Raw genomic sequence first — 21,500 nt, 5'->3', positions numbered from 1 at the left:
AATATCGGCTTCTGTTCAAACCCGACAGGAGAACCGACATGAGACTGCTCACCGCATCCTCCGCAGCACTGCTGCTTTCCGCGCTGCCGGCGCTTGCCGATGGCGGCCACGCCATCCATCAGGACGGCGCGGTCACGTCACCGGAAGACCCCGCGAAGGCCGCCTCCTTCGACATCCTCGCCGCCCATGTCCATCGCGACGGGCGTACCGTGACCTTCCACATGACGATCAGCGGCAAGGCCGGGACGGACACCCCGGAACCGGTAGGCGCGCTGGCCGGCGCTCCGGTCCACGCCTATGTCTGGCCGACCTCCCTCGATCCGTCGGTCGTCGGCTTCGAAGGCAAGACGGGGATCCTGGCCCTTGCCGCGACCAGCCATCCCGATTTCGACGACACGCCGCTGTTCGACGAAAACGCCGATGGCGACCCGGCCAATGACGGGCTGGCCTGGCACAGCCACTGGGTCGTGCTGACGCCGACGGAGGAATGCGGTCCCGGGGCGCTTGGGGTCCGCGACATCCCCGAGGGCGAGACACCGGCCATGCCCGCGACCTGGCCGGGACTCCCCATCTATATCGACAGCCCCGGCTACACGCCGCTGTTCGACGGGCCGGAAGTGACCGTCAATGTCCCCTTCACCGATGCATCAATCGTCACCGGCGCATCCTATGACGGGGTCACCTCCGCGCTGAGGGTCAATGCCAACATCCACGCACCGCTGCTGTGCGTCACCGATGTCTTCGATGTCGCCTCCGGCGACCTGAGCCTGCCCGGCAAGGTCGAGTGACCGGAACCGGGCGCGGCGGCTTCGGGCGCCGCGCCCATCAAAGGAGAATGACGATGCCTGAACCCTGGCTACCCGGACTGACGACGCAAACGCCGCAGGAGGGATTCGATCTCGCCGTCAAGCTGGCACGCATGGCGGTGAAGAAGACACAGCCCGATGAGACCGTGCGCGAGGTGCTTCGGCCCCGATATGCCGGCGACGCCGGCGATCTGATCGCCGCGTCGCATGTCGTCGCGGTTCATTTCGCGACGATCGCGGCGGCCAACGACTATTGGAGGAAACCGTCATGAGGCCGGACCCCGCGCCGGAGCTTGCGGTCTCGCAATGGTTCAACACCAACGGGCCGGTCAGCCTCGTCCAGCTGAGCGGGAGCGTGGTCGTGATCGAGGCGTTCCAGATGCTGTGTCCGGGCTGCGTCTCGCACGGCCTGCCGCTGGCCAAGGCCGTCCACGAGCATTTCTCGCAGGAGCAGGTCGCGGTTATCGGCCTGCACAGCGTTTTCGAGCACCATGACGCGATGACGCCGGTCTCGTTGCAGGCTTTCCTGCATGAATACCGCATTCCCTTCCCGGTGGGCGTCGACAAGCCGGGTCGCGGCGCCATGCCGGAGACCATGGCCGCCTACGGCATGCGCGGTACGCCGACCCTGGTCCTGATCGACCGGCAGGGTCGCAGGCGCGCGCAATATTTCGGCCATGTGCCGGACATGCGGATCGGCGCCGACATCGCGACCCTGTTGGCCGAGCCGCGGCATTCACCCATCGATGCCCCGCGGGAGCGCTGCGACGAATCGCGATGCGAGGTCGATGTCGAAAGCTGACATGAATGCCGGTGACGAAGATCGCGACGTCAGGCGGATGGCCGGACTGAATTGCCGCACGGGTCCGATCAGCCTGATCCACGACCGGCGATGGTCACCCGCACCGAGCCGAGACTGCCGAAATCCGCGACCACCCGGTCGCCGGGCTCGACCTCGAGCGGCACCATGCAGGTGCCGCAGGTGGCAAGCTCGCCGCGCCGGGCGCCGATGCCGAGGCCCGACAGCTCGTTGACCAGCCAGGTCAGGGCGATGCGTGGATCACCAAGGACGTTGGCGCCCGCCCCCTGCCGCTCGTACCGGCCTTCGACGCGCGCGGCGACGGGATGGGCGGAAAGGTCGATCGCCCGCCAGTCGGCGGCGACAGGCGGGCCGACGACGAGATCGGAGGCACAGGCATCGTCGGCGATCAGCGCGGCCTCGCCGACAAGCGTGAAATCGGCGTAGCGGGAATCGGGAAGCTCGATGGTCAGGAGCATGTCGGCGACCGCGGCGACGACCTCAGGGACGGTGTAAGGGGCGGCCCGCGGCGGCAGGTCCTCGCCGAAACGGAAGGCGAATTCCGGCTCGCAGACGCGCATCCGGTTGCCCTCGATCGATATTGTCGCGCCGTCGCCGTGGATCTTCTCGGCGAGCAGCCGGCCGGCAAGCGGGCCGCCGACATTGATGTGCCGCTGGCCGGCGGCGCTGGTCGCCGCGATCTTCCAGCCATGGCGCGGGCTTGCCGAATAGCGCTCGAAACAGGCCTGGATCGCGTAGCCGGCCTCGCGCGTCGCGGGTTTCAGATCCGGCGGCAGGTCATCCACGACGCCGCGCTCCTGCCACAGCCGCCAGAGCAGCGCGCAGGCCTTCTCCTCGATCGAATCCAATTCCCCCTCCTTGACTTCGCCGGCCATTCCCCGAACGGTCTCCCCCGATTCCGGCGGGCACCCTTCGTAACAGAAACCGGCTGCGCTGCCACGGAAGCGGGCTCCGGCACCGATCGTTCGACAAGGAGAAGCTGATGCATCGACGACAACCCCCGGCGAGAGGCCAATGAAGGCGATCCGCGCCCATGCCTTCGGCGGCCCCGAGGTCCTGCAGCTCGACGAGGTCGATGACCCGGTTGCCGGCACCGGCGAGGTGGTGATCGATGTCCGTGCCGCGGGGGTCAATCCGGCCGACACCTATATGCGGCTCGGCACCTACGCGATCGTGCCCGCCCTCCCCTACACGCCCGGCGGCGACGCCGGCGGCGTGATTGCCGAGGTCGGACCGGACGTGGAGGGGCTCGCGGTCGGCGACCGGGTGGTGGTCGGCACGGCGCTGAGCTTCGAGATGACCGGCTGCTACGCGGAAAAGGTGAAGCGCAAGGCGACGGAGGTCCGGCGGCTGCCGGATGCGATCAGCTTCGCCCAGGCCACGGCCTTCGGCGTCTCCTACGTCACCGCGCATCAGGCGCTGTTCGCGCGCGGCGGCGCGCGCGCCGGCGAAACCGTCTTCATCCATGGCGCGAGCGGTTCGGTCGGCACCTCGGCGATCCAGCTTGCGAAGCGCGCCGGACTGACCGTGATCGGCAGCGGCGGCTCTCGGCAAGCCCTCGACCTGATCCGGGACCAGGGTGCGGCGCTGGCGGTCAACCACACGGCACCGGATTATCTCGATGCGGTGTCGGCGCATACCGGCGGCAAGGGACCGGCGCTGATCCTCGAGATGCTCGCCAACGTCAACCTCGCGGCCGATATGAAGCTGGCGGCGAAGTTCGGACGGATCATCGTCATCGGCAATCGCGGCGAGATCGCCATCAATCCGCGCCTGGCGATGATGAAGGAGCTCGACATTCGCGGCGTCGCGCTGTGGAACATGACGCCGGACCAGGTGAAGCCGATCATGGACGACCTCCTCTCCGCCGCGGCGGATGGCTCGATCAACCCGGTGGTCGGCCGCGAGATGCCGCTCGCCGAAGCGTCCGCCGCGCACGTGGCGGTGCTTGAATCGGGCGTCCACGGCAAGCTGGTGCTGGTCCCGTGAGCCGCACCGGACGAAAAGCGGAAGAAGGAGCCCCGGCGTGAGCAATCCATTCGACCTGACCGGACAGGTGGCGATCGTCACCGGCGGCAATGGCGGCATCGGCCTCGGCATCGCCAAGGGGCTCGCCGGCGCCGGCGCTTCGGTCGCGATCGCCGGACGCGACGCCGCCAAGAATGCGTCGGCGGTCGCCGGGATCGAGGCGGCGGGCGGCACGGCGATCCCGCTCGAGGTCGACGTCGTCGACGAAGGCTCCGTGGCGGCGATGACGGCAGCGACGCTCGACCGCTTCGGGCGGATCGACATCCTCGTCGCCAATGCCGGGATCAACAACCGCAAGCCGCCCGAGGACTACACACTCGCCGAATGGCGCGAGATCATCGACATCAACCTGACCGGGACCTTCGTCTGCGCCACCGCTGTCCATCCCGCTTTCCGCGAGGCCGGTCATGGCAAGATCATCACCATCGGCTCGATGCTCTCGCTCTTCGGCGGCGCCATCGCCGGCCCCTATTCGGCGAGCAAGGGCGGCGTGGTGCAGTTGACCAAGTCGCTGGCGGTGGCATGGGCGCCGCACGGAATCCAGGTCAATTCGATCCTGCCGGGCTTCATCGACACCGACCTGACCCGGGCCGGGCGGATCAAGACGCCGGAGATGTTCGCCAGGATCGAGAGCGATACCCCGGCCGGCCGCTGGGGGATACCGGACGACCTCGCCGGGCTCGCCGTCTTCCTTGCCAGCAGCGCATCGGACTTCGTCACCGGCACCGCGATCCCGGTCGACGGCGGCTATTCGGCGCAGATGTAGCCTGACGGGCGACGGGTGATAGGCTCGGCCCGCCATGACGACATACGAGTCTATCGCGATCCTGACCGGAGCGGGCCTTTCCGCCGAATCGGGCCTCAGCACCTTTCGCGACAAGGGTGGCATCTGGTCGAAATACAGGATCGAGGACGTGGCGACGCCGGAAGCCTTCGCCCGCGATCCCCGGACCGTGCTCGACTTCTACAACATGCGGCGGCGGCGGGTGCTCGACACCCGCCCGAACGCGGGCCACGAGGCGCTGGCCCGCCTCGAAGCGGGCTTCCCCGGCACGGTGACGACCATCACCCAGAATGTCGACCCGCTGCACGAAAGGGCCGGCACAAGGAACCTCATCCACATGCATGGCGAGATCCTGAAAGCCCTCTGCATGCATTGCGGCACCCGGCGGCGATGGGAGGTGGATATCACGGTCGACGTCACCTGCGGCGCGTGCGGCAGGACCGGAGGATTGCGCCCCGACGTCGTCTGGTTCGGCGAGATGCCCTACGAGATGGACCGGATCTCGGAAGTGCTGGAAATCTGCGACCTGTTCCTGTCGATCGGCACCAGCGGCAACGTCTATCCCGCCGCCGGATTCGCCGCCAGGGCGCTGGCGGCCGGCGCCCATACGGTCGAGCTGAACCTCGAACCCTCGAAGCAGAACGACCTCTTCGCCGAAGCGGTTCATGGCAAGGCGAGCGAGGTGGTGCCGGACTATGTGGACCGCCTGCTCGGCGGCTGATCACCGGGCCGCGGGTTCCGCTTGTCGGCGGCACGCGACACGTCATAGGCTCCACCTCCGACCATGTGACCTCCGCCACCGGGACAAGGACATGAAACACCGTATCGACTGGGTGCGGCAGAACTGCCGCCTGCTCGCCGCGATCGCATCAGAATTCGATGCCGAGAAGCCGTTCGCCGGCAGGACCATCGGCACCGGCATCCACCTCGAACCGAAGACCGTGGCGCTGATCCTGACGCTGCAAAGCGGCGGTGCCCGGATGGTCTCGACCGGCAACCTCAACTCGACCCAGCCCGAGGCGGTCGACTACCTGCGCGATAACGGCGTGACGGTGATCGGCGGGCCGACCCGCGACCCGGACGAGCATCGCGGCAACCTGAAGGCAGTGCTCGCCGAGAGGCCCGACATCCTGCTCGACAATGGCGGCGACCTCTTCGACCTCTATCGGCAGGATCGTTATCCGGGACTGCTCGGCGGCACCGAGGAGACCACCTCGGGCCGGATGCGGCTCGCGCCGATGCGGGACGAGCTGGCGCTGCCGATCCTGGTCATCAACGACAGCCCGATCAAGCAATTCGCCGAGAACGAGCACGGTGTCGGCCAGAGCGTGCTCGAATCCTACATGCGGATCACCAACCGCGTGACCAACGGCCAGCGTGTCGCGGTATTCGGCTACGGCGCCTGCGGCAAGGGTGTCGCCGCGAATTTCCGCGCCGCCAATGCCAAGGTCAGCGTCGTCGACCGCGACCCGCTGAAGCGCCTGCAGGCCCATCTCGACGGACACGACACGCCGCCGCGGGAAACCGCGATCGCCAGCGCCGACTTCATCGTCACGGTGACCGGCGGCGGCCGGATCATCGGCCCGGAGGACCTCCCCCATTTCAAGGACGGCGTGATCCTCGCCAATGCCGGCCATTTCCCGGTCGAGATCGACGCCGCGGCGCTGGCCGCGAGCGGCGACGTCGCCGCACGGACCGGCTACGACGTCGGGGTCGAGAGCCTGACCCTCAAGGACGGCCGGACCATCCGCGTCATCGCCGAGGGCCACATGTTCAACCTCGCCGGCCCTCGGCCGATGGGCAATTCGATCGAGACGATGGACCTCGGCTTCGCGCTGCAGGCCCGGTGCCTGGAAGCGGTGGCGCTCGGCAAGGCGACGGCGGACCAATGCGTCGTGCCGGTGCCGCGCGACATCGACGAGCGCGTCGCCAACGCCTATCTCGACCTGCACTACGGCTGAGGGGCACCCGAGCCGCGATCAGGCGACCCGGCGGGCCAGCGTCATGCCGTCGCCGACCGGGAGCAGGACGGCATCGACCCGCGGATCGGTCGCGATCCTGGCGTTGAGGGCGCGGACCGCGGCGACGCCCTTGCCGCCGGCACCCGGCTCCGCCACGTCGCCGCTCATCAGCATGTTGTCGAAGGTGATCAGCCCGCCGAGCCGGACGAGACCGAGGCAGGCTTCGTAATAGGCGTCGTATTCCGACTTCTGCGCATCGACGAAGGCCATGTCGAAGCGGCCCGACATCCCCTCCCTCTTCAGCGCCTCCAGTGTCTCCAGCGCCGGCGCTATGCGGAGCTCGATCCGCTCCGCCATGCCGGCCTGCAGCCAGTGGCGCTTGCCGATGCTGGTCCATTCCTCGCTGACATCGCAGGCGACGAGCCGCCCGTCGGCCGGCAAAGCGAGCGCCACGGCGAGCGCGCTGTAGCCGGTGAAGGTGCCGACCTCGAGCACCGTCCTCGCGCCGATCAGGCGGACGAGGAAGGCTAGGAAATGCCCCTGCTCCGGCGCGATCTGCATCTCCGCCTGCGGCAGCGAGGCGGTTTCCTCGCGCAGTTTCGTCAGGACCGGATGCTCGGCGGTATGGGCGCCGACGATATAGTCGTTGAGGCGCTTGCTGAGCCCGATCGATCCGCGTGACATCCCTGCTCGCTCCTTGTGGATGGTCGCGCTGACTCTGTCCCGCGAAAGGCAAGGGCGCAACCGGCAACCGGCCCCCGCCGCGTCGCCGCCTACGCCGCCTCCCGCGCGTCGCGCCGCCACAGCAGGAAGACGGCGACCAGAACCAATGCGATGGTCGCCACGTGAAAGGGGACGAAATAGCCAGGGAATGCCGAGCCGGCCGCATCCGCCGCGCCGGCGCCGGGCGCCACCGCCCAATAGAGCACGAACTGGCTGACCACGGCGACGAGGAAGGCGACGAAGCCGATCGGCCGCAGCAGGACGAAGCCGTAGACCACGGCGAGGTCGGCGGCGAGATAGAGAACGTCGATCAACTGCCAGGAAAGCGGGGCGTTCGCCCAGTCGAAGCCGCCCATGCCGAAAATGTTCAGCGCATGGCCGAAGGCGAAGACGCCGTAGCAAACCGCAATCAGCCACAAAATGACGCGCGCCGACCAATAGGCCATCCGGCAACCTCCCGACATCCGCCATCGGCTTAGCCCAAATCACGCAAGCAATCACGCCGGCGCGGCGCGGAACGCGAGAAATCCTGACGAATACGTGACGTGACTGTGAGGCCGCAAACGGCGTATCTGCATTGCGCGGACCCGATCCGCCGCCAATATTGCGGGCGAGGAGAACGAGACGTGGCCCAGACCAAGACGATCGCTCAGAAGCTCCCCTGGAACGACCGGGCCGGCCGGTTCGCGCCGTTCAAGGCGACGGTGCTGGTTCTCGTCACCCTTCCGGCGCTGTGGCTCCTCTATCGCTCGCTGACCGGGATGCCGGCCGAACAGACCGCGCTCGGCCCCCGCCCCTATATCGAGGCGATCCACTTCGTCGGCGACTGGACGATCTACCTGCTGCTGGTGACGCTCGCGGTGACCCCGGCGCGACGGCTGTTCGACTGGTCGAAGCTGATCCAGGTGCGCCGTATCATCGGCGTCTCGGCGCTCTGCTATATCCTGCTCCACTTCGTCCTCTACATCTTCGATTCCAAGCTCGACCTCGGCTTCGTGGCGACGGAGATCGTCACGCGGATCTACCTGACGATCGGCTTCGTCGCGCTGCTCGGGCTGATCGCGCTCGGCATCACCTCGACCGACGGCTGGGTGAAGCGGCTCGGCGGTGTCCGCTGGAGCCGCCTGCACAAGCTGATCTACTTCATCACGCCGCTGGCGATCCTCCACTACTACATGCAGTCGAAGATCGACGTGACCCAGCCGGTGCTGGTCAGCGGCCTCTATTTCTGGCTGATGGGCTACCGGATCATGGCCAGGCGCGGCTACAAGGAGGGCTTCGTGCCGCTGACCATCCTGTCGGTCGCCGCCGCCCTGCTTACCGTCGTCGTCGAGGCCGCCTGGTACGGCATCGCCACCGGGGTGAGCGTCGAGCGGGTGCTGATGGCCAACCTCGACTTCTCCTTCCAGATCAGGCCGGCCTGGTGGGTGCTCTTCGCCGGCCTCGCGGTGACGGTGGCCTCCGAGATCCGCAAGCGGGCCAAATTCGGCGGCACCGCGGCGCGCGGCGCGCCGGCCGGACGGACGGGCTGAGGAGAATAGGAAACGCACGGCGTTTCCGCGATTTCGCCGACCCGGACTTTCCGCTATCACTGCACCTCGTCTGGCCGAGCCGCCGCGGATTCGCCCGCGCGCCGGCAGCGGAACAGGAGGTCGGATGATGAAGGCGACAACCCTGGCACTCGCCCTGATGATGAGCGCGGCGGCGCTGAGCGGCTGCACGACGACCCGAGCCGAGCGCGGCGCGGTGATCGGCGGGGCGGGCGGCGCGGCCGTCGGCGCCCTGGCCACCGGCACGCTCGGCGGCGCGGCGATAGGCGGCGCGGCGGGCGCGGCCGCGGGCTACGTCATCGGCAAGCACAGCTATTCCTGCTGGCGCACCAACATCTTCGGCAAGCGCTACAAGGGCACCTGCCTCCGCTGATCCCGCAATTCCCGCCTGATCCGCCCGGACCCAGCCAATGAGGCCGCCGGGCGGCGATCGTTCCGCCACGCGACCTAGCTACCCGAGCGCAGGATGCCTATGTATCTGGCGGGTTCAGTTCATTGCGAAAGAAACCAATAAAGGGGGAAACGCATGCAGTTCGAAACACGCAAGCTTGGCCGCACCGCCGCGGAAGTGACGACGCTCGGCCTTGGCGGCGCGACTCTTGGCGGCAACCAGGCCGATCTCACCGACGCCGACGCCAAGATTCTGTGCCTCGAGGCCTTCGATTCGGGCATCCGCTATTTCGATACCGCCCCCTTCTACGGCTATGGCCGCTCCGAGCGGCTGGTCGGCGACTCGCTTCGCGATCTCGAGGGCTGGACGCTCTCGACCAAGGTCGGACGCCGGCTCCGCCCCCGCAAGGGCGAGCAGAACCAGGGCGACGACTGGCGCCAGCCGCTGCCCTTCGAGCCTTATTTCGACTATTCCTATGATGGGGTGATGCGCTCCTACGAGGACAGCCTCCAGCGGCTCGGCCTCAACCGCATCGACATCCTCTATATCCACGACATCGATACGTTCACCCACGGCGCCGAGACCCAGCCGAAAATGCATGCGGCGGCGATGGACGGCGCCGCCAAGGCGCTCGACGAGCTGCGGTCGAGCGGCGAGATCAAGGCGATCGGCATCGGCGTCAACGAGGCCAGGCCCATCGCCGATGCCCTGTCGCATGCCCAATGGGACTGCTTCCTGCTCGCCGGACGCTACACGCTGCTGGAGCAGGAGCCGCTGGAATCGATGCTGCCGGCGGTCGAGAAGCATGGCGCGTCGATCGTCGTCGGCGGTCCCTTCAATTCCGGCATCCTGGTCGGCCGCGAGACCTGGAACTACATCAAGGCCCCGGACGACGTGATGACCCGCGTCAAGGCCATCGCGCGGGTCTGCGACGCGCACGGGGTTCCGTTGCCGGCGGCCGCGCTGCGCTTTCCCCTCGCCCACCCCGCCGTGGCGAGCATCATTCCCGGCCCGCGCTCGGCCGAGGAACTGAGCCAGATCCTCGAATGGTGGGAGACCGACATTCCCGGATCGCTGTGGAGCGACCTGAAGAACGAGAAACTGATCGCGGCGACCGCCCCGGTTCCGGCGTAAGCCGCTTTCGCCCAACCCATCGCCATTTGATGCATTCGGAACTCACCGCACTCGCCACCGTCATCATCATCGACCTCGTCCTTGCCGGCGACAATGCGGTGGTCGTCGGCATGGCGGCGGCGGGGCTTCCGATCGAACTCCGCAAGAAGGCGATCGTCTTCGGCATCGTGGCGGCGGCGGGACTGAGAATCGTCTTCGCCGTCTTCACCGCCGAGCTGCTCAACGTCATCGGCCTGGTCCTGGCCGGCGGCCTGCTCCTGCTCTGGGTCTCCTGGAAGCTGTGGCGCGAGCTGCGTTCGGGCGGTTTCGCGCGGGCGGCGCTCGCCACCGACGCGCTCGATGCGGAACTCGATGGCAAGCTCTACGGCAGGCCGGTCACCGGCGCATCCGGGGCCGGAGCCAAGCCGCAATGCAAGACGCTGAAACAGGCGCTGACCCAGATTGTCGTCGCCGATGTCTCGATGTCGCTCGACAACGTGCTGGCGGTCGCCGGCACCGCCCGCCATCATCTCTGGGTGCTGGTGGTCGGTCTTGCCCTTTCGGTCGCGCTGATGGGCCTGGCGGCAACGCTGATCGCGCGACTGCTCAACCGCCATCGCTGGATCGCCTATCTCGGCCTCATCCTGATCGCCTGGGTCGCCGTCGCGATGATCTGGGACGGCGCCCGGGAGGTGATGCACGCGGTCGATAGCGGGCTGATCTGAACCGCGCGGGCTCTGCTATGGTCGTGGTTTCCGGACGAGGAGGAATCATGACCCGCTACCGCGCCGCCGACCTGATCGACTTCACAACCGCCCTGTTCGCCGCGGCCGGCATGGACGGCGACAAGCCCGCGACAGTCGCCGAAATCCTCGTCGAGGCCGACCTGATGGGCCACGATACCCACGGTCTCGCGCTCGCACCGAACTACCTCAAGGAGATCGGAACCGGCGCGATGCGGGCGACGGGCGAACCGGAGGTCCTCTCCGACCACAAGGCGGCGCTGCTCTGGGACGCCAGACGGCTCTCCGGCGTGTGGATCACGGCCAAGGCGATCGACATCGCCTGCGAAAGGGCGCGCGACTATGGCGTCGCGACGGTGTCGGTCCGCGAGTCCCACCACATCGCCTGCCTCGCCGCCTATCTGACCCGCGCCACCAACCGGGGTCAGGTCGTCGTCATCGCTTCGTCCGATCCGGCGGTCGCCTCGGTGGCGCCGTTTGGCGGGCTCGACCCGGTCTTCACGCCCGACCCCTTCGCCGTCGGCATCCCGACGACGCGCGACCCGATCCTCATCGACATGAGCAGCTCGATCACCACCAACGGCATGGCCGGCCGCCTCAATGCCAATGGCGAGCACTTTCCCGGCAAATGGGCGCAGGACCATGCCGGCAACGCGACCAACGACCCGCGCATCCTCTTCGAGGAGCCGAAGGGGTCCCTGCTGCCGACCGGCGGCCACGACCACGGCCACAAGGGCTACGGCATGGCGCTGGTCGTCGAGTCGCTGAGCCAGGGCCTGTCGGGCGACAAGCGCGCGCCGCAGCCCGGCTATTGGGGCGCGGCGATCTTCATCCAGATCTTCGAGCCGGAAGCCTTTGCCGGCCGCGCGGTCTTTACCGACGCAACCAGCGAACTTGTCTCGCTCTGCCACGCGTCGCGGCCCGCCGTCGGGGTGGAGAAGGTCCGGCTTCCGGGCGAGCGGGCGCTGGCGAGGAAGCACGACGCCATGCGTCACGGCCTCGCGCTCTACCCGGGCATCATCGACAAGCTTGCCCCCTGGGCCGAGACGTTCGGCGTGGCGATGCCAGCGACGATCTAAGGCGGCGCGCGGCTGGCGGAGGTCAGCCGAGCGACGCCAGCGCCTTGCGGAGATTGCCGCCGGCATTGGCGAGTGCCGCCTCGGCCTCCCCGCGTGAAAGGCCGCGGGCGACGAGAGCGGCGGGCCTGACCCGTCCGCCGCAGGCATCGAGCGCTTTGCCGGCTGCCGCCTCGTCGCAGCCGGCAAGACAGGCCAGCATCCGGATCGCCCTGAGCCGCAGCTTGGTATTGTCGACCAGGACATCGACCATCAGGCCGTCGATGACCCTGCCGAGGCGGATCATGACCAGCGTCGACAGCATGTTGAGCGCCGCCTTTTGCGCGGTGCCGGCCGCCATCCGTGTCGAACCGACGATCACCTCCGGCCCGGAATCGAGGAAGACGGGCAGGTCGACCGCGGCAAGCAGCGGCGCATCGGCGTTGCTGGCGAGGCCGACCGTCAGCGCGCCCTGCTCCGCGGCGGCCGCGACCGCGGCGAGCGTGAACGGCGTCGAGCCGCTGGCCGCAACGGCGATGACCACGTCCCTTGCCACCGAACCGACCGAGGCGATCGCCTTGCGGCCGTTCTCCGGATCGTCCTCCGGCGCGCCGGTAAAAGCCCTGATGCGGTCGCCCTCGGCAAGCAGATAGGCGACCCGTTCCTCGGGCCAGCCGAAGGTGCCGGCGAGCTCCATGCCATCGAGCGCCGCGATGATGCCGGACGAGCCGGCGCCGATATAGACGATCCGGCCGGTATCGCCGAGCCGCCCGACGATCGCACCGGCGGCCGCGGCGAGTGCCGGACGCGCCGCCCGGGCGGCGGCGACCGCCCTCTCCTGCCCTTCGACAAGGGCTTCGAGGATGTTCGCGTCGTCCCTGGTGTCGAGGCCGACATAGCGGGGGCTGATCGTCTCGGTGCTGTCCATCAAACGGGAATCCGGTCGGCCGGAAGGAATCGTCTCGCCATTGGTAGCACGCCGGCGGAACGGCCCGCGAAGCAGGCCGGTTTTGCTGTTGGCTTTGCGGGGGTGTTCCACTATTGCTTCGGCGGCGAGACCTGCGGGGAAGAATGACGGATCCCTTGTTCATCGGAGTCGATGGTGGCGCGACGCGGACGCGCGCGCGACTGCGCGACGCCCGGGGCAACATGCTTGGCGAAGGATCGGCCGGCGCCAGCAATGCCCGGCTCAAGGAGCCGGCTTTCGCCGAAGTGCTGAAGGCCTGCCGGGAAGCCGCCGCCGAAGCCGGCCTCGACGAGGCGGACCTCGGCCGCGTCCATGCCGGCCTCGGGCTCGCCGGGACGCAGCAGGCCTGGGACCGCGACTTCATCCTCGCACAGCCGCATCCCTTCGCCTCCGTGGTGGTCGATACCGACGCCTATGCCGCCTATCTCGGCGCCTGCGGCGACCGCGACGGCGCGATCCTGATCGTCGGGACCGGCTTTGCCGGCCTCGCCGTCGTCAATGGCGAGCGCATCAATGTCAGCGGCTGGGGCGCCGACATCGCCGACGAGGGCAGCGGCATGATGATCGGGCGCAATGCCATCCGCCGCTCGCTGTGGGCGCTGGAGGGCATGGCGCCGATGACGCCGCTCGCCGAGGAGGTCCTCGCCCGCTTCGACAACCAGGCCCAGAATGCCGTCGAATGGGCATCGCAGGCGACACCCGGCGACTATGGCACCTTCTCGCCGGCCGTCTTCGCCCACGCCGAAAACCGGGACGCATTGGCGGTCCCGATCCTCGAGGAAGCCGCCCGCGACGTGACCCGCGCCGTCGCCCGCCTGCTCGAGGTCGGCGCGCCAAAGGTGGCGATGATCGGCGGCGTCTTTCCGGAGATCCTGCCGTGGCTCGCCCCACCCTATCGTGCGGTCTGCGTCGAGCCGGAAAGCGACGCAGCCGACGGCGCCATTCTGATGGCGAAACAAGCCTTCACCAGGCAGGAACGGGAATGACCGACAGCACCGATGCGAAGACCCCACCGACGCTGATGCTCGGCGAGACGCGGGAGGCACCGGACGCGGTGGCCCGGCTGATCGCCGCGAATGAGGCAACCTGCGAGGAACTCGGCAAGCGGCTTCGCGACCGGCGGCCGCAATTCGCGGTTACCTGCGCCCGCGGTTCCTCCGACAGCGCCGCGACCTATGCCAAATACCTGCTCGAACTCCATCTCGACACGGTGGTGGCTTCGGTCGGGCCATCCGTCGCCTCGATCTACGGCCGGCGGCCACGGATGCGCGACGCGCTGTTCATAGCCATATCGCAATCGGGAAAGAGCCCGGACCTCGTGACGCTGGCGGAGGCCGCCGGCGACGACGGCGCGCTGACCGTGGCGATCGTCAACGACACGGAGTCGCCGCTCGCCGAGCGATGCGAGGTGGTGCTGCCGCTCCATGCCGGACCGGAACGCAGCGTCGCCGCGACCAAGTCCTACATCGCCTCGCTCGCCGCCGTCCTGCAGCTCGGCGCCCACTGGAGCGGCGACACGGGCCTGCTGGAGACCGTCCAGCGGCTTCCCGACCTACTCGGCGACGCCTTGTCGCGTGACTGGCAGGCGGCGTTGCCAATGCTGGCCGGCGCGCAAAGCCTATATGTCATCGGACGTGGCCCCGGCTTCGCGGTGGCCCAGGAAGCCGCCCTGAAGCTCAAGGAGACCTCCGGCATCCACGCCGAGGCGCTGAGCTCGGCCGAGATGAAGCACGGCCCGCTGCGCCTTGCCGGGCCCGACTTCCCGGTGATGCTTTTCAGCCAGGACGACCAGGCGCTGCCCGAGCTCGCCGGCACCGGCGCCGACCTGACCGGACGCGACGTCCCGGTCATCGCCTGTGGGCCGGCGGCGATCACCGATGCGCTGGCGCTTCCGGGCGCCGCCGGCATCCACCCTTTCGCCCAGCCGCTGGCGACGATCCAGAGTTTCTACCCGCTCGCCGAGGCGGTCTCGCGGGCACGCGGCTTCGACCCGGACCGGCCGCCGCATCTCAGCAAGGTGACGGAGACCCGGTAGCGCCGCGACATCCGGTGTTGCGCACCGCCGGCCATCCGGTCCAGAAAGTCAGGCGCGCGGATTCCGAACGAGAAAGGTGGTCAGTCGGTGAGCGACATCAGGTTTGAGATTTGCGTCGATTCGATCCGCGGCATCGTCGCCGCCCGCGACGCGGGCGCGGCGCGGGTCGAGCTCTGCGCCGGGCTGATCGAAGGCGGAACGACACCGAGCCTCGGGACGATCCTCGTCGCCCGCGAGATCCAGAATATCGGCATCCACGTGATCATCCGGCCGCGCGGCGGCGACTTCCTCTACGGCGTCGAGGAACTGGTGGCGATGGAGACCGACATCGCCACGATCAAGTCGGCCGGCGTCGACGGCTTCGTCTTCGGCGCCCTCGACCCCGACGGCAATATCGACGTCGCGGTGACCAAGCGCCTGATCGACCGCGCGCGGCCCGCGTCGATCACCTTCCATCGCGCCTTCGACATGACACCGGATCCGATGGCGGCGCTGGAGACGCTGATCGAGCTCGGCGTCGATCGGGTGCTCACCACCGGCCAGGCACCGACCGTTCTGGAAGGCGCCGAGCTGGTCCGCGACCTGGTCAAGGCCGCCGGTGACCGCATCATCGTCATGCCCGGCGGCATCACCGAACGGACAGCCGCCCGCGTGGTCGGGACCACCGGCGCGCGCGAGTACCACTTCGCGGCCCTGACGCCGACGCCGAGCGCCATGCGCTTCCGCCGCGGCGACGTCTATATGGGCGGGGAGCTGCGGCCGCCGGAATATGACCGGCTCGACACGCATGTCCAGCCGGTCGCCTCGATCATCGCCGCGGCGAACAAGGCGTCGGGGTAGAGGCTAAGCCGTTCCTTCCGGCAGGTAGCCGAACTTCTTCATCATCGGGCGGTGCGCCGAGACCACCCGATCGACCTGGGACGGCGTCAGGACATCGCGCCACCGACCCGGCTGGCCAACCCGGAAGAAGGGCTCGGCCGAGGTCTCCGGCCTGCCGGCGAAGCCATCGGCCGCTTCCTGCTCCCTCAACCTGTCGAAGGCGGCCATCGCGATCACCTTCCCGAGCTGCTCGTCGGATGGCGTCATCAAGAGATGGCGGGCGATGGCGCGGAAGCTCTCGGCCGGCTTCTCCGCCAGGTCCTCGTAGCGCGTCACCAGCATGACGGGGTGCGGGTGCTCGGTCCAGCTCCGGACGTTTTCCGACCAGGAAGCGGCGACGACGCGGACATTCTCGCGATCGGGGGCGATGGCGAAGCCCGACACCGCCATCTCCTCGATCGCCTGGTCGATGGACAGGCCCCGGAAATGGGCGAGGGAAACGGCAACGTCGAGGGGATTGCGCAGGAGGTAGACGGCACCGGCGCTGACCGACAGGTTGACCAGCGGGTAGCCGTAATCGATGGCATTGGCGTTGTGGGTGCCGACGAAGACCGGCCGCTTCCACCGCGCCGCGATGTCGGCCTGTACCTTTGGCCGCACCGCGGCGATCTCGGCCGGCGTGGCGCGGAAGGCCGGCTTGCCGAGATGCGACTTGTACTGCCCGGCGCTGTGTTCGGAGTCGGAGAAATCGCCGATCCGCTCGATGTAGAGCTCTTCGAAATCGGGATCGCTGAGCGTCTTGACCAGGCCATAGATGAAGGCCTGCACCCAGGTCATGCCGGATCGCGGATAGGAGGCGAGCCAGATGATGCCGCGCGGCCGTGTCTTGCTGAGATTGATCATCGGATTTCCGTGGTGGTTGCCGCGCGCGGCCGGTCAGTTCGGGAGATAGCCGAAACGGGCCATCTGCTCGCCGTGATCCTGAACGATGCGCTCGATCTGTTCGGGAGTGAGGACCTCGCGCCACTGGCCGGCCCGACCTTCCCGGAAGAAATGCTCGGCGTGATCCGGACGCTCGACGAAACCTCCCCTTTCCTCGGCGGCGCGCATCCGGTCGAAGGAAGCGAGCGCCACGGCTTCGCCGATCTGCTCCGGCGTGACGTCGAGGCGAAGGTGTTCGACCATCTCGTCGAAACGGCCACGCGGATCGGCGACGAGATCCTCGTAGCGTACGACGTGGACCGCGGGATTGGGATCAGCCGTCCAGGTCGCGACATTCTCCGTCCACGAGCCCCAGATCTCCTGCGCGGTGGTCTCGATCGTTATCGGGGAGTTGAGGCTCGCGCCGAGCGAGCGGATGGCCTTGTCGATCGGGACATCGAGGTGGTGGGACAGCGAGATCACGACGTCGAGCGGGTTGCGGACGATGTAGACGCCGCCGGCCGAATAGGCGCGATTGATCATCGGATAGTCGAATATCCGGCCAAGAAACGAATGGGTCTTGGCGAAGACGATGCCCTCGGCCTCTTCGGCGATCGCCTGCTGCACCTGCAGCCGGACCTCGGCGAGCTCCTTCGGGTTTGCGGATTCGACGGGCTTGCCGAGGAAACGCTCGTAGAGGTCGATGCGGCCCGCCGCGCTGCGGCTGGTCCGGTGGAGCTCGTCGATATCATGCTCCTCAAGCGGCTTGCCGGCCGCCATCCGCAACAGGTGGTGTATGAACACCCGCACCCAGGTATTGCCGGACTTCGGATAGGAGGCGATCCATACGATGCCCCGCGGATTGGCTGGATCGACTGCGATCATCCCGTGCCTCGCCCCTTCATCTAGGCGGCGGCTTCGCTGAGCGCGGCGACCAGGTCGTCGACGATGGCCGAGATCACCTGCGAGTCGTCGCCCTCGGCCATCACCCGGATGACCGGCTCGGTACCGGAGGCACGGACGAGAATCCGGCCATTATCGCCGAGGCTCGCATTGAGATCCGCGATCATCTGGCGGACGGCGCCGTTTTCGAGAGGGCGCTTGCCGCCGGTGCGCACGCTCCTGAGAACCTGCGGCAGCGGCTCGAACAAATGGCAGACCTCGCTGACCGGCTTGCCGAGATTGCGAACGACGGCAAGCAGCTGCAGCGCCGCGACGAGGCCGTCGCCCGTCGTCGTATAGTCGGACAGGATGATGTGGCCCGACTGCTCGCCGCCGAGATTATAGCCCTCGAGGCGCATCGCCTCGGCGACATGGCGGTCGCCGACCGACGTCCGGACGAGGCCGAGACCCTTGCCGGCAAGGTAGCGCTCGAGACCGAGATTCGACATCACCGTCACCACGATGCCGGGCTTCGACAGGAGGCCCTGGTCCGCCCAGGAGGTGGCGATCGCGGCCATGATCTGGTCACCGTCGATCAGTTGGCCGTGTTCGTCGACGACCACCGCGCGATCGGCGTCGCCATCGAGGGCGATACCGATATCGGCGCGCACCTCGCGGACCTTCGCGGCGAGCGTTTCCGGCGCGGTCGATCCGACTTCGCGGTTGATGTTGAAGCCGTCGGGCTCCACCCCGAGCGAAACCACCTCGGCGCCAAGCTCCCAAAGCGCGTCCGGCGCGACCCGGTAGCCGGCGCCGTTGGCGCAGTCGATGACCACCCGCATGCCCTCCAGGGACAGCGAACGCGGCAGGGTGCGCTTGGCGTATTCGATATAGCGATCGCTGACGCCGTCGATGCGCCTGGCGCGGCCGAGCGCATCCGGCGCCGCGAGCCGGTCGTCGAGGTCGGCATCGATCAGCGCCTCGATTTCCGCCTCGGTCTCATCCGACAGCTTGGCGCCGTCCGGTCCGAACAGCTTGATGCCGTTGTCATCGAAAGGATTGTGGGAGGCGGAAATCATGACACCGAGATCGCAGCGCATCGACCGGGTGAGCATGGCAATGCCCGGCGTGGGAACCGGCCCGGTCAGCAGGACGTCGATGCCGACCGACAGGAAGCCGGCGGTCAGCGCGTTCTCGATCATGTAGCTCGACAACCGCGTGTCCTTGCCGATCACCACCCGGTGGCGATGATCGCCATTCCTGAACACGATGCCGGCGGCCATGCCGACCTTCATCGCGATCTCCGGCGTGATCGGCGGCCGATTGGCCCGGCCACGAATCCCGTCAGTGCCGAAATATTTCGCCATCAGATTCCTCGTCTGCCGTCTGGCGGGCCCTGTCTTAGCGCGATCGTGGCGAAATGACGTTGAAAAATGACGAATTGGCGAAACATCCCGCGATTGCGCCAATAAGCCATTGAATAGGCTCGATTTCCTGGATCCGGCCGGCCGTGCCTGAAGACAGTTCGCGCCCGCCGCGCCGCGACTCCTGCCCTGGCGACGGGGAATCGCTCGCTTCACGGCGTCCAGCGGCGCCGCGATGGAACAGGGATGCCGGTCGCCAGCCAGGCCGATGCGTCCCGGCTCCTGCCGGTCGCGCCGGGCGACATCCCCGCGACCGCGCAGGCCCCTGTGCCGGCGGAGGCGTGCCACGACTCGGTCGCAGAGCCATCCCATCCTCGTCAAAAAGTGAGCGCCTTGAGGACACGGAGCGGTTGTAAATACATCACTCGTCCTGCGTAATTGAACCCGGGTCGCCGCTGGCGCAGGGCGCGAGGCGCGATCTCCCGTTGATTCAAGGAGGAATGACCATGAAGATTCTTACATCGCTGGCCGCGGGCGCGGTCGCACTGGCGTGCCTGACCGGGGCCGGCTACGCCCAGGACGCCATGCAGCCAACCGCCCAGCAGGCCGCCGAGCTTCAGACCAAGGTGAAGGTCGGCACCGGGATTGTTGCTCTCGGCCGGGCCGAGAAGAACCCGATGATGATGCTGGTCGGAGCGGAAATCCTGGCCAGTCTCGGCGCCGTCAGCGGGCCGGACAATGCCAGCAAGGCCTATGACGTCTCGACGATCCTCGGAGAAGCCAAGGCACTCGCCGGCGACGACCAGTACCTTCTCGACAAGATCGCGGCGGTGAAGACCGGCGGTTCGATGCGGAGCGGGGAGCGCAACTGCGACTGGGTCCAGACCTGCGGCTATGACATCAGCGATCCCTTCGCATGCGATTGGGTCCTGTCCTGCTACTAGCCCGACCGTGATCCGTTGTGGCGGGATCGGCCCAATCGCCGGTCCCGCGACCCGAATCCCGGAGAGGTGCCGAAATCCGGCCGGCACCGGGGCGCCTTTCGCCAAATCCAAGCCGATTGCGAACCGCCTTGCTTGACAGGATTCGGCCCCGCTCCTTATATGCGGCGGCGCCCGGCAGACGGGCCCTGGCGGAGTAGCTCAGTTGGTTAGAGCAGCGGAATCATAATCCGCGTGTCGGGGGTTCAAGTCCCTCCTCCGCTACCAAATATTTCAATGAGTTAGCTGGTTTTTGTTGGCGCTAGGCTCGGCATAGGCTCAGAAAATTCGGGCAAAACAGGGGGTGGCAAATGAGGTTCAAAGAAGTCCTCTCCCGCATCACCGGTCTGAGCAGTCCGATATTTGGCGTTTCGTGGAATCCGCCTCAAGCGGACGTGACTGTCGCCAGGAGGATCGTGACATTCCTCGAAGACCGGCGGGTTCTGTATGTCCCGTCAGAGATGGAGATTCCCCATCACTGCGTCGATTCGGTTCTTGAGATACGTCGCTTCCTGACCGGAGAGTTGTCGCAAATCGGAGAGCAGAGCGAAATAAGCGAGACGATCCGAGCGATGCGTGCCGCCTGTCGAAAGTTCCTCAACACGGTCGGGGAACGAAGCGAAACAGTCGCCTACGGTGCGGAACGCGGGCACTGGGCGAGTTGGGTCTTCAATGGCGCGCTAGGTGAGATGCGTGGCGTATTTGGAGTACACGTTGCGAAACTCGCCGCGTCCTACGGATTAGATGTTGAGGACGGTCTCGCGGCAATCATTCCCGAAGGGGAAGATGGCACTCTAACAACTGGGTAGGGCGGTGGCTGACTACGCTGTGCGCGTCACGACGAAACCGCTATCGTTTGCTAATGCTCTAACTTTGTAATTTCTACCGCCGGTTCTTATGCGCGAAGGAAACGCATATATGCTTGGTTGATTCTTCAACACCCACTCCTCCTTCTCGATAAACAGTGTGTCGTTGAGACCCAGCGTGTTTATCTCATTGTAGATGTGTTCTACGCGTGATTTTCGATCACGGTAACTCTCCTTGAAAGAAAGGTTTTCAATGTCTTTTTGACTCAATCGTTTCATAAGTAGCTATCATTAAGAGGGGAGCGAACCGTCAAGGCTACTCTCCCCCGTCAATAAGACGGTTCGTTCGTCCTACCCAGTTGTTAAAGTACAACGCGTACTTGCCTAGCTCAATTATAGGACGAGTCGACGATACCCACAATCTAAGGTGTGGATATTAGGCTCGGCATAGGCTCATCTGAATCTCAAATCCGATAGCTGTTTCTTTTCAATGTATTAGGAAGACCAGACACGCGGATTGTTCTTCCGCTTGTCTACTAACTGATTGTTTTAACGTGGTTTTTTATCCTAAGAGCCATCATCATAATCCGCGTGTCGGGGGTTCAAGTCCCTCCTCCGCTACCATCATTGCAGTCTAGGAGCCCGATATAGGCCTCGTTGATTGAGCGATACGCGCCTCCTGTACAAGACGTGCCGCCGTCTCCTGGAGTGACTGGCGCAGTTGCAGCGGATATTCGTAGCGTTGGGCCTGT

24 protein-coding genes and 1 tRNA gene are annotated in these 21,500 nt (G+C 66.9%); 18 read left to right on the top strand and 7 right to left on the bottom strand.

Features of this window, described 5'->3' with window-relative positions; translation table 11 throughout:
* Positions 1-38 precede the first annotated feature (38 nt).
* Genes KDJ86_RS01995 through KDJ86_RS01985 form a run of 3 tightly spaced genes read left to right on the top strand, consistent with a single transcriptional unit; the run spans position 39 to position 1,608 of the window.
* A complete protein-coding gene (locus tag KDJ86_RS01995) occupies positions 39-788 on the top strand; it encodes a hypothetical protein (protein WP_291742194.1) in 750 nt (249 codons plus the stop codon).
* Between the two features lie 53 nt (positions 789-841).
* Positions 842-1,078: a hexameric tyrosine-coordinated heme protein gene (locus KDJ86_RS01990; RefSeq protein ID WP_291742193.1), complete on the top strand. Its 237-nt coding sequence runs from the start codon at positions 842-844 to the stop codon at positions 1,076-1,078.
* Positions 1,075-1,608: a redoxin domain-containing protein gene (locus KDJ86_RS01985; RefSeq protein ID WP_291742191.1), complete on the top strand. Its 534-nt coding sequence runs from the start codon at positions 1,075-1,077 to the stop codon at positions 1,606-1,608. The genes KDJ86_RS01990 and KDJ86_RS01985 overlap by 4 nt, the downstream gene beginning before the upstream one ends.
* A 68-nt stretch (positions 1,609-1,676) precedes the next feature.
* On the opposite strand, the gene KDJ86_RS01980 is transcribed toward KDJ86_RS01985, so the two are convergent.
* Entirely contained in the window at positions 1,677-2,501 is an 825-nt protein-coding gene (locus KDJ86_RS01980; RefSeq protein ID WP_291742187.1) for a 2-keto-4-pentenoate hydratase, read from the bottom strand.
* A 139-nt stretch (positions 2,502-2,640) separates the two neighbouring features.
* Here KDJ86_RS01980 and KDJ86_RS01975 point away from each other — a divergent pair, with 139 nt between their 5' ends.
* The 4 genes from KDJ86_RS01975 (at position 2,641) to KDJ86_RS01960 (ending at position 6,399) form a co-directional block, all read left to right on the top strand.
* A complete protein-coding gene (locus KDJ86_RS01975) occupies positions 2,641-3,615 on the top strand; it encodes an NADPH:quinone reductase (RefSeq protein WP_291742184.1) in 975 nt (324 codons plus the stop codon).
* Between the two features lie 37 nt (positions 3,616-3,652).
* On the top strand, positions 3,653-4,420 hold the full coding sequence (locus KDJ86_RS01970; RefSeq protein ID WP_291742183.1) for an SDR family NAD(P)-dependent oxidoreductase: 768 nt from the start codon (positions 3,653-3,655) through the stop codon (positions 4,418-4,420).
* Between the two features lie 34 nt (positions 4,421-4,454).
* A complete protein-coding gene (locus KDJ86_RS01965; protein WP_291742181.1) occupies positions 4,455-5,159 on the top strand; it encodes an NAD-dependent deacylase in 705 nt (234 codons plus the stop codon).
* A 91-nt stretch (positions 5,160-5,250) separates the two neighbouring features.
* Positions 5,251-6,399, top strand: a complete 1,149-nt coding sequence (locus KDJ86_RS01960) for an adenosylhomocysteinase (RefSeq protein ID WP_291742179.1) — start codon at positions 5,251-5,253, stop codon at positions 6,397-6,399.
* A gap of 18 nt (positions 6,400-6,417) precedes the next feature.
* Here KDJ86_RS01960 and KDJ86_RS01955 read toward each other — a convergent pair whose 3' ends face one another.
* On the bottom strand, positions 6,418-7,083 hold the full coding sequence (locus KDJ86_RS01955; RefSeq protein ID WP_291742176.1) for a class I SAM-dependent methyltransferase: 666 nt from the start codon (positions 7,081-7,083) through the stop codon (positions 6,418-6,420).
* Between the two features lie 89 nt (positions 7,084-7,172).
* Positions 7,173-7,568 (bottom strand): hypothetical protein, encoded by a 396-nt coding sequence (locus tag KDJ86_RS01950; RefSeq protein ID WP_291742174.1) that lies wholly within the window; start codon positions 7,566-7,568, stop codon positions 7,173-7,175.
* A gap of 180 nt (positions 7,569-7,748) precedes the next feature.
* Here KDJ86_RS01950 and KDJ86_RS01945 point away from each other — a divergent pair, with 180 nt between their 5' ends.
* From KDJ86_RS01945 to KDJ86_RS01925, 5 genes are all read left to right on the top strand, one after another.
* Complete coding sequence (locus KDJ86_RS01945; RefSeq protein WP_291742171.1) at positions 7,749-8,654, top strand: protein-methionine-sulfoxide reductase heme-binding subunit MsrQ; 906 nt, start codon at positions 7,749-7,751, stop codon at positions 8,652-8,654.
* Positions 8,655-8,781: 127 nt separating this feature from the next.
* Complete coding sequence (locus KDJ86_RS01940) at positions 8,782-9,045, top strand: YMGG-like glycine zipper-containing protein (RefSeq protein WP_291742167.1); 264 nt, start codon at positions 8,782-8,784, stop codon at positions 9,043-9,045.
* Positions 9,046-9,198: 153 nt separating this feature from the next.
* On the top strand, positions 9,199-10,197 hold the full coding sequence (locus tag KDJ86_RS01935; RefSeq protein ID WP_291742165.1) for an aldo/keto reductase: 999 nt from the start codon (positions 9,199-9,201) through the stop codon (positions 10,195-10,197).
* A gap of 29 nt (positions 10,198-10,226) precedes the next feature.
* Positions 10,227-10,901, top strand: coding sequence for a YjbE family putative metal transport protein (locus KDJ86_RS01930; RefSeq protein ID WP_291742163.1), 675 nt, complete (start codon positions 10,227-10,229; stop codon positions 10,899-10,901).
* 47 nt (positions 10,902-10,948) lie between these two features.
* On the top strand, positions 10,949-11,998 hold the full coding sequence (locus tag KDJ86_RS01925; protein WP_291742161.1) for an Ldh family oxidoreductase: 1,050 nt from the start codon (positions 10,949-10,951) through the stop codon (positions 11,996-11,998).
* A 22-nt stretch (positions 11,999-12,020) separates the two neighbouring features.
* Here the strand turns inward: KDJ86_RS01925 and KDJ86_RS01920 are convergent, their stop codons facing one another.
* Positions 12,021-12,902: an N-acetylmuramic acid 6-phosphate etherase gene (locus KDJ86_RS01920; RefSeq protein WP_291742157.1), complete on the bottom strand. Its 882-nt coding sequence runs from the start codon at positions 12,900-12,902 to the stop codon at positions 12,021-12,023.
* Between the two features lie 143 nt (positions 12,903-13,045).
* On the opposite strand from KDJ86_RS01920, the gene KDJ86_RS01915 reads away from it, so the two are divergent.
* The 3 genes from KDJ86_RS01915 to KDJ86_RS01905 all read left to right on the top strand — a co-directional run bounded on the left by KDJ86_RS01915 (position 13,046) and on the right by KDJ86_RS01905 (position 15,816).
* Positions 13,046-13,927, top strand: coding sequence for a glucosamine kinase nucleotide-binding domain-containing protein (locus tag KDJ86_RS01915; protein ID WP_291742154.1), 882 nt, complete (start codon positions 13,046-13,048; stop codon positions 13,925-13,927).
* On the top strand, positions 13,924-14,976 hold the full coding sequence (locus tag KDJ86_RS01910; RefSeq protein ID WP_291742151.1) for an SIS domain-containing protein: 1,053 nt from the start codon (positions 13,924-13,926) through the stop codon (positions 14,974-14,976). Before KDJ86_RS01915 ends, KDJ86_RS01910 begins: the two co-directional genes overlap by 4 nt.
* Positions 14,977-15,063: 87 nt before the next feature.
* Positions 15,064-15,816, top strand: coding sequence for a copper homeostasis protein CutC (locus tag KDJ86_RS01905; RefSeq protein WP_291742149.1), 753 nt, complete (start codon positions 15,064-15,066; stop codon positions 15,814-15,816).
* A gap of 3 nt (positions 15,817-15,819) precedes the next feature.
* Here KDJ86_RS01905 and KDJ86_RS01900 read toward each other — a convergent pair whose 3' ends face one another.
* The 3 genes from KDJ86_RS01900 to glmM are packed head-to-tail and all read right to left on the bottom strand — an operon-like array spanning position 15,820 to position 18,968.
* Positions 15,820-16,698, bottom strand: coding sequence for a sulfotransferase domain-containing protein (locus KDJ86_RS01900; protein ID WP_291742148.1), 879 nt, complete (start codon positions 16,696-16,698; stop codon positions 15,820-15,822).
* 33 nt (positions 16,699-16,731) lie between these two features.
* Positions 16,732-17,601, bottom strand: coding sequence for a sulfotransferase domain-containing protein (locus tag KDJ86_RS01895; protein WP_291742146.1), 870 nt, complete (start codon positions 17,599-17,601; stop codon positions 16,732-16,734).
* Between the two features lie 20 nt (positions 17,602-17,621).
* Positions 17,622-18,968 (bottom strand): phosphoglucosamine mutase, encoded by a 1,347-nt coding sequence (gene glmM / locus KDJ86_RS01890; protein WP_291742224.1) that lies wholly within the window; start codon positions 18,966-18,968, stop codon positions 17,622-17,624.
* 500 nt (positions 18,969-19,468) lie between these two features.
* On the opposite strand from glmM, the gene KDJ86_RS01885 reads away from it, so the two are divergent.
* The 3 genes from KDJ86_RS01885 to KDJ86_RS01875 all read left to right on the top strand — a co-directional run bounded on the left by KDJ86_RS01885 (position 19,469) and on the right by KDJ86_RS01875 (position 20,751).
* On the top strand, positions 19,469-19,906 hold the full coding sequence (locus KDJ86_RS01885; RefSeq protein ID WP_291742145.1) for a hypothetical protein: 438 nt from the start codon (positions 19,469-19,471) through the stop codon (positions 19,904-19,906).
* 187 nt (positions 19,907-20,093) lie between these two features.
* A tRNA-Met gene (locus KDJ86_RS01880) sits at positions 20,094-20,170 on the top strand.
* A gap of 83 nt (positions 20,171-20,253) precedes the next feature.
* Positions 20,254-20,751, top strand: a complete 498-nt coding sequence (locus KDJ86_RS01875; RefSeq protein ID WP_291742144.1) for a DUF6650 family protein — start codon at positions 20,254-20,256, stop codon at positions 20,749-20,751.
* Positions 20,752-21,500: the final 749 nt, after the last annotated feature.

Source organism: Bauldia sp., from assembly GCF_020442045.1.
Lineage (GTDB): Bacteria > Pseudomonadota > Alphaproteobacteria > Rhizobiales > Kaistiaceae > Bauldia.
The sequence above is the reverse complement of the archived record's forward strand: the minus strand, read 5'-3'. Positions and strand labels throughout refer to the sequence as shown.

Coding starts and splice junctions, on each gene's coding strand:
- KDJ86_RS01995 (WP_291742194.1), top strand. CDS start 39: ATGAGACTGCTCACCGCATCCTCCGCAGCACTGCTGCTTTCCGCGCTG.
- KDJ86_RS01990 (WP_291742193.1), top strand. CDS start 842: ATGCCTGAACCCTGGCTACCCGGACTGACGACGCAAACGCCGCAGGAG.
- KDJ86_RS01985 (WP_291742191.1), top strand. CDS start 1,075: ATGAGGCCGGACCCCGCGCCGGAGCTTGCGGTCTCGCAATGGTTCAAC.
- KDJ86_RS01980 (WP_291742187.1), bottom strand. CDS start 2,501: ATGGCCGGCGAAGTCAAGGAGGGGGAATTGGATTCGATCGAGGAGAAG.
- KDJ86_RS01975 (WP_291742184.1), top strand. CDS start 2,641: ATGAAGGCGATCCGCGCCCATGCCTTCGGCGGCCCCGAGGTCCTGCAG.
- KDJ86_RS01965 (WP_291742181.1), top strand. CDS start 4,455: ATGACGACATACGAGTCTATCGCGATCCTGACCGGAGCGGGCCTTTCC.
- KDJ86_RS01960 (WP_291742179.1), top strand. CDS start 5,251: ATGAAACACCGTATCGACTGGGTGCGGCAGAACTGCCGCCTGCTCGCC.
- KDJ86_RS01955 (WP_291742176.1), bottom strand. CDS start 7,083: ATGTCACGCGGATCGATCGGGCTCAGCAAGCGCCTCAACGACTATATC.
- KDJ86_RS01950 (WP_291742174.1), bottom strand. CDS start 7,568: ATGGCCTATTGGTCGGCGCGCGTCATTTTGTGGCTGATTGCGGTTTGC.
- KDJ86_RS01940 (WP_291742167.1), top strand. CDS start 8,782: ATGAAGGCGACAACCCTGGCACTCGCCCTGATGATGAGCGCGGCGGCG.
- KDJ86_RS01935 (WP_291742165.1), top strand. CDS start 9,199: ATGCAGTTCGAAACACGCAAGCTTGGCCGCACCGCCGCGGAAGTGACG.
- KDJ86_RS01930 (WP_291742163.1), top strand. CDS start 10,227: ATGCATTCGGAACTCACCGCACTCGCCACCGTCATCATCATCGACCTC.
- KDJ86_RS01925 (WP_291742161.1), top strand. CDS start 10,949: ATGACCCGCTACCGCGCCGCCGACCTGATCGACTTCACAACCGCCCTG.
- KDJ86_RS01920 (WP_291742157.1), bottom strand. CDS start 12,902: ATGGACAGCACCGAGACGATCAGCCCCCGCTATGTCGGCCTCGACACC.
- KDJ86_RS01915 (WP_291742154.1), top strand. CDS start 13,046: ATGACGGATCCCTTGTTCATCGGAGTCGATGGTGGCGCGACGCGGACG.
- KDJ86_RS01910 (WP_291742151.1), top strand. CDS start 13,924: ATGACCGACAGCACCGATGCGAAGACCCCACCGACGCTGATGCTCGGC.
- KDJ86_RS01900 (WP_291742148.1), bottom strand. CDS start 16,698: ATGATCAATCTCAGCAAGACACGGCCGCGCGGCATCATCTGGCTCGCC.
- KDJ86_RS01895 (WP_291742146.1), bottom strand. CDS start 17,601: ATGATCGCAGTCGATCCAGCCAATCCGCGGGGCATCGTATGGATCGCC.
- KDJ86_RS01885 (WP_291742145.1), top strand. CDS start 19,469: ATGAAGATTCTTACATCGCTGGCCGCGGGCGCGGTCGCACTGGCGTGC.
- KDJ86_RS01875 (WP_291742144.1), top strand. CDS start 20,254: ATGAGGTTCAAAGAAGTCCTCTCCCGCATCACCGGTCTGAGCAGTCCG.